This window comes from Sphingomonas sp. 7/4-4, from assembly GCF_027941955.1.
Taxonomy (GTDB): Bacteria; Pseudomonadota; Alphaproteobacteria; order Sphingomonadales; family Sphingomonadaceae; genus Sphingomonas.
In genome coordinates this window covers 2578775-2590701 of sequence record NZ_CP115960.1, presented here as the reverse complement: position 1 = coordinate 2590701, position 11927 = coordinate 2578775, and the positions used below count along the sequence as shown (strand labels likewise).

Annotated in this window: 8 protein-coding genes; 2 read left to right on the top strand and 6 right to left on the bottom strand. The window is 66.8% G+C overall.

Annotated features, from left to right (window positions below; genetic code table 11):
- Positions 1 to 132: 132 nt before the first annotated feature.
- The 3 genes from PIB19_RS13065 to PIB19_RS13055 all read right to left on the bottom strand — a co-directional run bounded on the left by PIB19_RS13065 (position 133) and on the right by PIB19_RS13055 (position 2612).
- Positions 133 to 1482: a sensor histidine kinase gene (locus PIB19_RS13065; RefSeq protein WP_271240981.1), complete on the bottom strand. Its 1350-nt coding sequence runs from the start codon at positions 1480 to 1482 to the stop codon at positions 133 to 135.
- A 106-nt stretch (positions 1483 to 1588) separates the two neighbouring features.
- Entirely contained in the window at positions 1589 to 2257 is a 669-nt protein-coding gene (locus PIB19_RS13060) for a response regulator transcription factor (RefSeq protein ID WP_029937243.1), read from the bottom strand.
- A gap of 91 nt (positions 2258 to 2348) precedes the next feature.
- On the bottom strand, positions 2349 to 2612 hold the full coding sequence (locus tag PIB19_RS13055; RefSeq protein ID WP_271237722.1) for a hypothetical protein: 264 nt from the start codon (positions 2610 to 2612) through the stop codon (positions 2349 to 2351).
- Positions 2613 to 2709: 97 nt separating this feature from the next.
- On the opposite strand from PIB19_RS13055, the gene PIB19_RS13050 reads away from it, so the two are divergent.
- Positions 2710 to 4488, top strand: a complete 1779-nt coding sequence (locus tag PIB19_RS13050) for an ABC-F family ATP-binding cassette domain-containing protein (RefSeq protein WP_271237721.1) — start codon at positions 2710 to 2712, stop codon at positions 4486 to 4488.
- 35 nt (positions 4489 to 4523) lie between these two features.
- Here the strand turns inward: PIB19_RS13050 and PIB19_RS13045 are convergent, their stop codons facing one another.
- The 3 genes from PIB19_RS13045 to mutS all read right to left on the bottom strand — a co-directional run bounded on the left by PIB19_RS13045 (position 4524) and on the right by mutS (position 9403).
- Positions 4524 to 5534 (bottom strand): sensor histidine kinase, encoded by a 1011-nt coding sequence (locus PIB19_RS13045; protein WP_271237720.1) that lies wholly within the window; start codon positions 5532 to 5534, stop codon positions 4524 to 4526.
- 79 nt (positions 5535 to 5613) lie between these two features.
- Positions 5614 to 6423: an ATP-binding protein gene (locus tag PIB19_RS13040; protein WP_271237719.1), complete on the bottom strand. Its 810-nt coding sequence runs from the start codon at positions 6421 to 6423 to the stop codon at positions 5614 to 5616.
- Positions 6424 to 6820: 397 nt separating this feature from the next.
- The gene (gene mutS / locus PIB19_RS13035; protein WP_271240980.1) at positions 6821 to 9403 is read right to left on the bottom strand and encodes a DNA mismatch repair protein MutS; all 2583 of its coding nucleotides are present in this window, start codon (positions 9401 to 9403) and stop codon (positions 6821 to 6823) included.
- A gap of 205 nt (positions 9404 to 9608) precedes the next feature.
- On the opposite strand from mutS, the gene PIB19_RS13030 reads away from it, so the two are divergent.
- Positions 9609 to 11867 carry an NADP-dependent malic enzyme gene (locus tag PIB19_RS13030; RefSeq protein ID WP_271237718.1) on the top strand — a complete coding sequence of 753 codons (2259 nt, stop codon included), beginning with the start codon at positions 9609 to 9611 and terminating at the stop codon, positions 11865 to 11867.
- Positions 11868 to 11927 lie beyond the last annotated feature (60 nt).

Here is an 11927-nt window from a genome sequence, read left to right as displayed (position 1 = left end):
GCGGGGAGGGGACCAGCGAAGCTGGTGGAGGGGCCTCTCCGCGAGCTATGTACTTGCGGCTACGCCCCCTCCGTCACGCTACGCGCGCCACCTCCCCGCTTCGCGAGGGAGGATTTTTATTTCCCCAGACGCTCAGCTCGCCGCCGGCAGCCGCAGGCGCACGAGCAGTCCGCCGAGATCGTCGCTCTCCTCAAGGCTGACGGTGCCGTCGTAAATCTCCGCGACGTCGCGGACGATGGCGAGGCCGAGCCCGGTGCCGGGCTTGCCGCTGTCGAGACGGACGCCGCGGTCGAAGATGCGGATGCGGTCCGCCTCGGGGATGCCGCGGCCGTCGTCCTCGACGATGATCTCGACGAACCCCGCCTGCACGCCCGCGGTGATGAACACGCTGCCCCCGCCATATTTGGCGGCATTCTCCACCAGATTGCCGAGGATCTCGTCGAGGTCCTGCCGCTCGATATGCGCGATCAGGTCCTTCTGGCCGTCCACGTCGATGCGGACATTGGGGTAGAGCCGTGCCACCGCGCGCTCGACCGCCTCGACCGACGGCCAGACCTGCGCGCGGCTGTGCGCGCTGCCGCGGCGGCCGACGGCGCGGGCGCGGGCAAGGTGGTGGTCGATCTGGCGACGCATCGTCCGCGCCTCGCGGATCACCGTCGGGCCGAGATCGTCCTGACCCGCCGCGGCGGCGTTCATGATCACGCTGAGCGGGGTCTTGAGCGCGTGGGCGAGATTGCCGGCATGTCGCCGAGCCTCCTCGGCCTGGCGATCGTTATGCTCGACCAAAGCGTTCAATTCCTCGACCATCGGCGCGATTTCGGCGGGCATCCGGTCCTCGATCCGCTTCGATTTGCCCGCGCGCAGCCGCGCGATCTCCTTGCGCACCTTCCGCAGCGGCAGCAGGCCGTACCAGGTCTGCAGCCCGACCATCACGATCAGCCCGAGGCCAAGCAGCACGAAGCTGCGCACCAGGGTCCGGCGAAGCGTTGCGATCTGCGCATTCAGCCCGTCTCGGCTCTGCGCCACCTGGAACCTCCAGCGCACCGGCGAGCCGGGCATCTTGATGTCGCGCTCGGCGATCCGCAGAAGCTGGTTGCTTGACTCATCAGAGTCGCGGTCGGCGCGCGGGGTTTTGTCGACGAACTCGTCGCTGTCGTAGATGTGGACGTCGCGGTCGTCGTGGCGCTGGTTGACGCGCAGCGTGCGGTCCCAGAGCGAGCGCGACTTGTAGGGCTCGAATCCCCCGCCGCTGATCTGCCAATAGGCGCCCGAGCCGGGCTCGAGGAAACGCTGGTCGGCGAGCTCGCGGTTGTTCACCACTTCGCCGCTGGGCCCGAGCTCGGCCGTGACGATCATCGAGTTGAGCAAATAGTCGAGCTGTTCGTTAAAATTGCGCTCGAGTGCAGTGGTCAGCACGCGGTCGAGCGCGACGCCGCCGCCTACCAGCAGCACGAAGATCCACGTGCTGGCGATCAGGATCATCCGCCGGCTCACCGAGCCGCGGGCGCGTGCATATTGGCGGGGCTGCGGCTCGATCGCCGCTTCGTCGCTCACGGGGGACGGGACGCTGTCCCCGGATATGTCCATCTCAGGCGTCCGCGGGTTCCTCGAGACTGTAGCCCAGCCCCCGGATGGTAGTGATCACGTCGGCGCCCAATTTCTTGCGGATGCGCGTCACGAACACTTCGATCGTGTTCGAATCGCGGTCGAAATCCTGGTCGTAGATATGCTCGATCAGCTCGGTGCGGCTGACCACCTTGCCCTTGTGATGGAGCAGATAGCTGAGCAATTTATATTCCTGCGCGGTCAGCTTGACCGGCTCGCCCGCCTTGGTGACCTTGCCCGAGCGGGTGTCGAGCCGGATATCGCCGGCAATGAGCTCTGCGGACGCATTGCCCGAAGCGCGGCGGATCAGCGCGCGGAGGCGGGCGATCAGTTCCTCGGTCTGGAAGGGCTTGGCGACATAATCGTCGGCGCCGGCGTCGAGCCCGGCCACCTTGTCCGACCAGCTGTCGCGCGCGGTCAATACCAGCACCGGCGTGGTCTTGCCTTCCTTGCGCCAGCGATCGAGCACGGTCAGCCCGTCGATCTCGGGCAGGCCGAGGTCGAGGATCACCGCGTCATATTGCTCGGTAGAGCCGAGGAAATGGCCCTCCTCGCCATCGGTGGCGAGATCGACCGCATAGCCCGCGCCTTCCAGCGCGTTGCGGAGCTGCTGTCCGAGATTGGGTTCGTCCTCGACAATCAAAAGTCGCATGCTCTAATCCCTGTGCTCGCGCCCGTAGCCGGCGCTCAATTGCCCGTGCGTCGAATGATGTTGCCCGTCCGTCCGTCGGCATCCACCCAGATCACCGATCCATTGCGCAGGAACTTGAGCGTGTAAATGTCCGTGCCGGGATCGTAATCGAATCCGAGATATTGCGCCCCGGGAACGCGGGGATCACCCGGCGCTCGATCTCGCGGACCGGAAGGTTCTGGCCTCTCTGCCGGCGCTGGTTGGCGGCCTCCTGATTGCTGTCCTGCCCGATCGAAAGGACGCGCGCGTCGGCACTCCCGACGAGCGAGAGGCCTGCCAGGCACGCGCATAAAACCGGTTTCGCCAGCATCTTCATCCGCATGGCATAGGGTCCGGCCATTGAATAGCCCCTGAACACGCATGTCAGCCGCGTGTAACTTGCAGCGCGCGCGCGGCCCCCTAGGTGGCCCGCCATGGCTGCACCTGTACTTGCATATGAGGGCCTCGGACTGGTCCAGGGCTCCGGCTGGCTGTTCCGCGGGCTCGACCTCTATATCAGCGAGCGCGACCGCCTCGCGCTGATCGGCCGCAACGGCGCGGGCAAGTCGACTCTGCTCCGGCTGATCGCCGGCCGCATCGATTCCGACGAGGGCCGTCGCACGATCGTGCCGGGTACGCATGTCGTCCTGCTCGAACAGGACCCGCAGGTCACCGGCTTCGATACCCTGCTCGATTTCGTCCTCGCCGGAGACGATGCTCCCGAGCGCTACGAGGCGGAGGCGATTGCGGACCAGCTCGGCATCGATCTCGGCCGCGACGCCGCCACTGCCTCGGGCGGTGAGCGCCGCCGCGCCGCGATTGCCCGCGCGCTGGCACAGAACCCCGACGTGCTGCTGATGGACGAGCCGACCAACCATCTCGACATCGCGGCGATCGACTGGCTGGAGAACTGGCTGAGCCGCTACAACGGCGCCTTCATCGCGATCAGCCACGATCGCACCTTCCTCACCCGCCTGACGAAACAGACCTTGTGGCTGGACCGCGGCACGATCCGCCGTGCCGAGATCGGTTTCGGCGGCTTCGAGGCGTGGACCGAACAGGTCTATGCCGAGGAGGAGCGCAACGCGCAGAAGCTCGATGCGAAGCTCAAGATCGAGGAGCATTGGCTGCTGCGCGGCGTCACGGGGCGGCGGCGGCGCAACCAGGGCCGGCTGACCAAGCTCAAGGAAATGCGTGCCGAACGCGCCGCGATGATGGGGCCGCAGGGTGCGGCGAAGCTGGCGATCGGATCCGACGGGGCGCAAACCAAGGTGGTGATCGACGCGAAGCACATCACCAAGCGCTTCGGCGACCGCGAGATCATCAAGGACCTGACGCTCAGGATCACCAAGGGCGACCGGGTCGGGGTGGTCGGCCGGAACGGCGCGGGCAAGACCACCTTGCTCAAGCTGCTCACCGGCGAGTTGGCCCCCGACGAAGGCAGTGTGCGGCTGGCCAAGACGCTCGACGAAGTGATCATCGATCAGCAGCGCAGCCTGATGGATCCGGCCAAGACCGTGCGCGACGTGCTCGCCCAGGGCGGCGAATGGATCGAGGTGCTCGGCGTCAAGAAGCACATCCACGGCTATCTCAAGGAGTTCCTGTTCGAGCCCAACCTCGCCGATGCGAAGATCGGTACGCTTTCGGGCGGTGAGCGCTCGCGGCTGCTGCTCGCACGTGAATTCGCGCGGCCGTCGAACCTGCTGGTGCTCGACGAGCCGACCAACGATCTCGATCTCGAGACGCTCGACCTGCTCCAGGAAGTCATCGCCGATTACGAAGGCACCGTGCTGATCGTCAGCCACGACCGCGACTTCCTCGATCGCACGGTGACGGTGACCCTGGGGCTCGACGGCAGCGGCAAGGTCGATGTCGTCGCCGGCGGCTATGCCGATTGGGAGGCACAGCGTGCCCCACGCGCCGAGCCGAAAAAGGCTGCGGCCAAGCAGGTCGCGGCGGAACCACCCAAGGCGAAAGCGACCAAGCTCAGCTACAAAGACCAGCGCGATTATGATCTGCTGCCCAGGCGGATCGAGGAGATCGAGGCGCAGATCGCGAAGGACGAGGCCGCGCTCGCCGATCCCGATCTCTACGCCCGCGATCCGGGCAAGTTCGCCAGCTTGAGCGATGGGATCACGAAGCTGCGCGACGAGAAGGACGCAGCCGAGATGCGCTGGTTGGAGCTCGCCGAGCAGGTCGAGGCGCTGGGGTAAACTGAACTACTTCCTCCCCGAGAGGCAGGGAGAGACTAAGCCTCCAGATCCACGGTAACTACGGTCCCCTCGCCGCTGCTCTCGGTGCGGATCGCCCCTCGTGCCTGCCGGACGAAGCCTTCGATCAGCCGTTGGCCGAGCCCGCCCGGACGGCCTTTCCGGGTCCCCACCGGCATGCCGTTGCCATTGTCGGCAACGATCAGCCTCCAGCCTCCCGGACGTGCCGAGAACCGCACCGAAATCGCGCCGCTCTCACGCTCGCCGAACGCGTGCTTTGCGGCGTTGGTGACGAGCTCGTTGAGGATCAGTCCGATCGACACGGCGCGGTCGCGGGGCAGAGCGGCATGATCGGCTCCGCACATGAGCGTGATCGCGCCGCGCAGGAACAGCGCTTCCTCCAGCGCGGTGCAGAGCTCGTGGATATAGGTCGCCATGTCGACCGTTCCCGGCGCCGAGGCACCGCGGTACAGATGCCGGTGCGCGCGGGCGATGCTTTCCACCCGCGCCAATGCGCTCGCCAATGCCTCGGCGGTCTCGCCCTCGCCCGCGCGGCGGCGCTGCATGTCGAGCAGCGACGCTACGAGCGTGAAGTTGTTCTTCACCCGATGATCGAATTCTTCGAGGAACAGGTCGCGCTCGGCAATCTGGCGGTCGCGCTCGGCGCTGGCGCGGCGCACTGCCCGGCGGAAGATTTCGGCGACGGCGAGCATGATCACATAAGCGATCACGATGACAAGCAGCCGCGACCCATCCCCGGGACCCTTGGGGTAGAAGGAATTGACGGGCGGCAGCAGGAAATACCAGGTGTGGAGCAATGTCAGAAGGGCGGCGAGCGCGCCCGACTGCCAACGCGCGAAGAGCGCCGCGACCAATACCGCCGGATAGCCCAGCGCGAACGGACCAGCGCCCGGCGCGAAGATGTCGACGAGTGCGCGCGCGAATATTCCTGCCGCGGCGCAGAGAAACGCGAACAGCAACTGCGTCACCCAGGCCGGCGCGTACGGCGCCAGCCTTTCGGGCAGGTCGAGCTCTCCTATTCGCCCCATATCCGGAGCTGAAAAGGCCCACTTGTCTTACTGCTGTCAAGCCTCGTCTTGGTTATATTTGATCTGGATCAACTGTATTTTACAAAGACTTGGACGAGCGTCCCGCGAGGTCGACGACATATTGCCAGGCGACCCGTCCCGAACGGCTGCCGCGCCGCGTCGCCCAGTTGATCGCCTCCGCAGGATCGAAGCTCAAACCATGCGCCTCGGCATAGCCGCGAACGATATCGACATAGGTGTCCTGGTCGATCGCGTGAAAGCCGAGGCTCAGCCCGAAGCGGTCCGCGAGCGCGAGACTGTCGTCGACCGAATCGCGCGGATTGATCGCACTGGCCTGCTCGGCGATGTCGCGCGGGATCAGATGGCGGCGGTTCGACGTGACGATCAGCCGCGTATTGGCCGGCCGCGCCTCGGCGCCGCCTTCCAGCAATGAGCGCAGCGCCCGCGCATCGCCCGCCGCGTCGAAGCCGAGATCGTCGAGGAACACGACGAAGGGCCGGGCCGAAGCGGCGAGCAAAGCGAACAGTTCCGGCAGGGCATCGAGATGCTGGGTGACCGCCTCGACCAAAGCGAGGCCGCCGCCTTTGGTCTGCACGGATGCGACTGCGCTCTTCACCAGTGCCGACTTGCCCGTCCCGCGCGCGCCCCAGAGCAGCACGTCCTGTGCAGCGTTCCCGCTGGCGAACCTCTCGAGATTGGCGAGCAGTGCATCGCGCTGCGGCTCCATTCCGCGGAGCATTTCGAGCGGCAATGGTGCGAATGCACGCGCTGCCGCCAGGCTGTGCCCGCGCCATACATAAGCGGGATGGGCGAGCGGGTCGGCAGGCGGGGCAGGCGGCGGCGCAAGGCGTTCGAGCGCCTCGGCGATACGGATCATCGGGTCGGTCATCGCAGGCGGCTATACCCCAAAATCCCCCTCGCGAAGCGGGGAGGCCCCGGATTTGTGCCCGATTGGAACCGACGGGCGCGCGGCTGGGCGATGGCCGTCTCCCTGTGGCAGAGGGGCGTCTGGCTGCGGCCTGACAAACCGCTTGAAATGTAGGATTTCGCCTGCTGAGATCGATGCTCGGGCGCTTCGCCCTCGCTCTTTGACCCCTCGCTCTTTGACAATGTCGATCCCGGCCAGAACGCCCATCGCGTCGGGCTGAACTTCGAGATTTTTCCGCATGGCCACACCGCCGCTGGAACATGCTCGGCAGTGTGACCTTTGTGTGACCTTTGGTTTCGCAAGAGGCGCGCGCCGCTGCGAAAGTCCTTGCCCGCGACGGGCTTCCCATCGTGGGCCCCTAGTTTGGCTCGCCCGCCAGCCCCTTCAGCCGGTACAAGGTCTCCAGCGCCTCGCGCGGGCTGAGCGCGTCGATGTCGATCGCCTCCAGCTCGCTCCGCAATGCGTCGACCTTCTCCTCCTCGGCCTCGGCCGCCGCTGCGAACAGGGGCAGATCGTCGAGCCCCGCCGCGATCCCGCCGGTCTTCGCGCGCCCCGCCTCGAGCTTGTCGAGCACTGCCTTGGCGCGTTTGATCGTCACCGGTGGCAGTCCCGCGAGCCGCGCCACTGCGAGACCGTAGCTGCGATCCGCCGGCCCTTCCGCCACTTCGTGGAGCAGGACGAGCTCGCCTTTCCACTCGCGCGCGCGGACATTGTGCAGCGTCAGCGCCTCGCAGCGTTCCGCAAGCCGGGTCAGCTCATGATAATGCGTCGCGAACAGACACCTGCACCGGTTATCCTCGTGGATCGCCTCGACCACGGCCCAGGCGATCGCCAGCCCGTCATAAGTCGAGGTGCCGCGCCCCACCTCGTCGAGGATGACGAAGCTGCGCGGTGTCGCCTGGGCGAGGATCGCTGCGGTCTCGACCATCTCGACCATGAAGGTCGATCGCCCGCGCGCGAGATTGTCCGATGCGCCGACCCGGCTGAACAGCCGATCGACCAGTCCCAGGGTCGCCGATGCGGCGGGAACATAACTGCCGGCCTGTGCGAGTACGGCGATCAGCGCGTTCTGGCGCAGGAAGGTCGATTTGCCGCCCATGTTCGGCCCGGTGACCAGCCATAGCCGCGAATCTTCCGAAAGCTTGCAGTCGTTCGCGACGAAGCGGCCGCCGGCGCGTGCCACCGCATCCTCGACGACGGGATGACGTCCGCCCTCGATCTCGAAACAGGCATGATCGACCAGAGCCGGGCGCGCCCAGCCGCCTTCGGCCGCGCGTTCGGCAAGCGCGGCGGCGACGTCGATCCGGGCGAGCGCGTCGGCGGTTGCGGCGATCGCCTCGCGCCGTTCGAGCGCGCGGCCGGTCAGTTCCTCCAGATGCGCCGCCTCCGCGGCAAGCGCGTGCGCGCCCGCTTGCGTCACCTTGATCGCGACATCGTGAAGGTCGGGCGCGTTGAACCGCACCACCCCGGCCAGCGTCTGGCGATGCGTGAAGCCGCTCTCCGGCTTCATCAGCGGGTCGGCGACGCGGGCGGGCACTTCGATATGATAGCCGAGCACGCCGTTGTGCCGCACCTTGAGCGCGGTGATACCGGTGCGCCCGCGATATTCGGCCTCGAGCGCCGCCATCGCGCGCCGCCCGCCCGCGCCGGCATCGCGCAGATCGTCGAGCGCGGCGTCATACCCTTCGGCGATATAGCCCCCATGCGAAGCGTCGATCGGCGGTTCGGGGACCATTGCGCGGGCGAGCAGGTCGATCAGCGCGCCGTGTCCGCGCAGTTGCGGGACCAGCTCGGCGAGCAGAGGAGGCGGCGTGTCGATCGCGTCGAGCCGCTCGCCCAGCCGCCACGCGCCGTCGAGGCCGTCTCGAAGCTGGCCGAGGTCGCGCGGGCTGCCGCGCCCTGCCGCGAGCCGCCCGAGCGCGCGGCCGATATCGGGCAATGCGCGCAGGCTGCCGCGCACCATGTCGCGCAGGCCGGGATCGTCGTGGAAACGCTGCACGAGGTCGAGCCGCGCCTCGACCATGCCGCGGTCCATCAGCGGTGCCGCCACGTCCTGCCCCAGCAACCGCGCGCCCGCGCCGGTGACGGTGCGGTCGACTGCGTCGAGCAGGCTGCCCTTGCGCGCGCCCGACTGGCTGACGGTGAGCTCGAGGCTCTCGCGCGTGGCGGCATCGATCGCCATCGCCGCATCGGTGCGGCTGAGGCGGGGCGGCCGCAGGAACGGCAGCGATCCCTTGGCGGTATGTTCGAGATAGGCGACCAACCCGCCTGCTGCGGCGAGCGCCGCGCGCGAGAAGTTGCCGAATCCGTCCAGTGTCGCGACGCCGAACAGGCGCTTGAGCCGGGCCTCGCCCCCGGCGCTGTCGAAATCCACCCTCGGCCGCGTCGCGGTCGCCAGATCGGCGAAGGCAGTGGCGTCGCCCACGATCGTCTCGGCAGGGTTCAGCCGCGCGATCTCCGCCGCGACGCGATCACCGTCGGTCTCGATCACTTCGAACCGTCCGGTCGAGATATCGGCGCAGGCGATCGCCACTCCACTCGCCGCCTCGCCGATCGCGACGCACCAATTGGCGCTGCGGCTGTCGAGCAATGCTTCCTCGGTCAGCGTCCCCGCGGTCACCACGCGGACGATCGCCCGGTTGACCAGTGCCTTGGAGCCCATGCGCTTCCGGGCTTGCTCCGGGGTCTCGGTCTGCTCGGCGATGGCGACGCGGTGGCCCGCCTTGATCAGCCGGGCGAGATAGCCGTCCATCGCATGCGCCGGCACGCCGCACATCGGGATGCGCTCGCCGTCATGCTCGCCGCGCGCAGTGAGCGCGATGTCGAGGCAGGCGCTGGCGATCCTCGCATCGTCGAAGAACAATTCGAAGAAATCGCCCATGCGATAGAATAATAGGCAGTCCTCGGCCTCCGCCTTCAAGGCGAGATACTGCGCCATCATCGGGGTAGGGGCCGCGCTGGACATGCGGCCCCGAGTTAGCCGAACGCGCCCGCCGATCAACTCCGCCCTTCCGATTTCCTGGGGACAACGGGCAACCAGTCGGCGCAAACCACTTGGTAGCGCTATCATTCTTCTTGCATGCGGCATCCCGGACGTGTTGCGGCTCCCGTATGCGGTCCCTAAAGAGCCGCTATGGGAGAGATGCATGTCTGAGGAATCGAACGTCCAGTTTTCGGAGCGCGAGGCGCTGCTGTACCACTCCGAGGGACGGCCGGGTAAGATCGAGATCATCGCATCGAAGCCGATGGCGACCCAGCGCGATCTCGCGCTCGCTTACTCGCCGGGCGTCGCGGTGCCCGTCCGCGCCATCGCCGAGGATCCCTCGCTCGCCTATGACTATACCGCCAAGGGCAATCTGGTGGCGGTGATCTCCAACGGCACCGCGATCCTCGGCCTCGGCAATCTCGGCGCGCTGGCGTCCAAGCCGGTGATGGAAGGCAAGGCGGTGCTGTTCAAGCGCTTCGCCGACGTCGATTCGATCGACATCGAGCTGAAGACCGAGGATGTCGATCGCTTCATCGACGCAGTCGAGCTGATGGAGCCGAGCTTCGGCGGCATCAACCTCGAGGACATCAAGTCTCCCGAATGCTTCGTGATCGAGCAGACGCTCCGTGAACGCATGAACATCCCGGTGTTTCATGACGACCAGCACGGCACGGCGATCATCGCCGCCGCAGGGTTGATCAACGCGCTCCACCTCACCGGCCGCGACATCAAGCGCACCCGCTGCGTGATGCTGGGCGCGGGCGCGGCGGCGATCGCCTGTGCCGAGCTGATCAAGGCGATGGGCCTGCCGCACGACAATCTGCTGATGCTCGACCTGAAGGGCGTGATCTACCAGGGCCGCCAGGAGAGCATGAACCAGTGGAAGTCGGCGCATGCCGTGGCCACCGACAAGCGCACGCTGGCTGACGCGCTCGACGGCGCCGACGTGTTTTTCGGCCTCGCCTCGGCCAATTCGCTGCCGCCCGAGCTTCTGAAGGCAATGGCGCCCAATCCGATCATCTTCGCGATGGCCAATCCCGATCCCGAGATCAGCCCGCCGCTCGCCAAGGCGGCGCGGCCCGATGCGATCATCGCCACCGGGCGTTCGGACTATCCGAACCAGGTCAACAACGTGCTCGGCTTCCCGTTCATCTTCCGCGGCGCGCTCGACGTGCGGGCGACGACGATAAACGACGCGATGAAGATCGCCGCCGCGCGGGCGCTCGCCGAACTCGCCCGCCAGCAGGTGCCCGAGGAAGTCGCCGCCGCTTACGGCGTGCAGCACAGCTTTGGTCCCGAATACATCATCCCAGCGCCGTTCGATCCGCGGCTGATGGAGATCGTTCCCGCGGCCGTCGCCCAGGCGGCGATGGATTCGGGCGTGGCGACCAAGCCGATCACCGATATGGCGGCCTATCGCCAGGAGCTGCGCGCGCGGCTGAACCCGACGACTTCTGTGCTCACCCTTGCTTATGAGGGCGCCCGCGCCAATCCGAAGCGCGTGATCTTCGCCGAAGCCGAAGAGGAAGTCGTGCTCCGCGCGGCGATCGCGTTCAAGGACGGCGGATACGGCACGCCGGTGCTGGTCGGCCGCGAATCGGTACACGACCGGCTGAAGGCGCTCGGCGCCAACCCGGAGGATTTCGAACTGCACAACAGCGTCAATTCGCCGCTGGTGCCCGAGATGGTCGAGTTCCTCTATTGCCGGCTTCAGCGCCGCGGGTATCTGCGCCGCGACGCCGAGCGCATGGTCAATCGCGACCGCAACATCTTCGGCGGTCTGCTGCTCCAGCTCGGCAAGGCCGACGCGATGATCACCGGCGTCACGCGCACCTGGGCCGAATCGATGCGTCAGGTGAAGCGCGTGATCGATCCGCAGCCGGGCCGCACGCCGTTCGGCATGCACGTGCTGGTCGGCCAGTCGCACACCGTGTTCATCGCCGACACCACGGTGAACGAACGTCCCAATGCCGAGGAGCTGGCCGATATCGCCGAAGGTACGGCGCAAGTCGCGCGCCGCATGGGACATGAACCGCGCGTCGCCTTTCTCAGCTATTCGAACTTCGGCAATCCCGAGGGCCAGTGGCTCGACAATGTCCGCGGCGCGATCAAGCTGCTCGACGGGCGCTCGGTCGAGTTCGAATATGAAGGCGAGATGTCGCCCGACGTCGCGCTCAACCCGCGGCAGATGGCGAAATATCCGTTCGCGCGGCTTTCGGGGCCCGCCAATGTCCTGATCATGCCGGGACTGCAATCGGCCAATATCTCGGCCAAATTGCTCCGCGAGCTGGGTGGCGACTCGACGATCGGGCCGATGCTGATCGGAATGGAGAAGCCGGTCCAGATCGCACCGATGACCGCGACCGCGAGCGAATTGGTGACGCTGGCGGTGCTCGCCGCGGGAGGCATCGCGCGCTGATATTCGTGCCCTTGCTGCTACATTTGTAACATGCTGCAAACGTAGCAGGATGAAGTAGCG

Bases quoted from the DNA above. Each gene is read 5' to 3' on its own strand.
- PIB19_RS13065 (WP_271240981.1), bottom strand. From the start codon at position 1,482: ATGATCCTGATCGCCAGCACGTGGATCTTCGTGCTGCTGGTAGGCGGC.
- PIB19_RS13060 (WP_029937243.1), bottom strand. From the start codon at position 2,257: ATGCGACTTTTGATTGTCGAGGACGAACCCAATCTCGGACAGCAGCTC.
- PIB19_RS13055 (WP_271237722.1), bottom strand. From the start codon at position 2,612: ATGAAGATGCTGGCGAAACCGGTTTTATGCGCGTGCCTGGCAGGCCTC.
- PIB19_RS13050 (WP_271237721.1), top strand. From the start codon at position 2,710: ATGGCTGCACCTGTACTTGCATATGAGGGCCTCGGACTGGTCCAGGGC.
- PIB19_RS13045 (WP_271237720.1), bottom strand. From the start codon at position 5,534: ATGGGGCGAATAGGAGAGCTCGACCTGCCCGAAAGGCTGGCGCCGTAC.
- PIB19_RS13040 (WP_271237719.1), bottom strand. From the start codon at position 6,423: ATGACCGACCCGATGATCCGTATCGCCGAGGCGCTCGAACGCCTTGCG.
- mutS (WP_271240980.1), bottom strand. From the start codon at position 9,403: ATGATGGCGCAGTATCTCGCCTTGAAGGCGGAGGCCGAGGACTGCCTA.
- PIB19_RS13030 (WP_271237718.1), top strand. From the start codon at position 9,609: ATGTCTGAGGAATCGAACGTCCAGTTTTCGGAGCGCGAGGCGCTGCTG.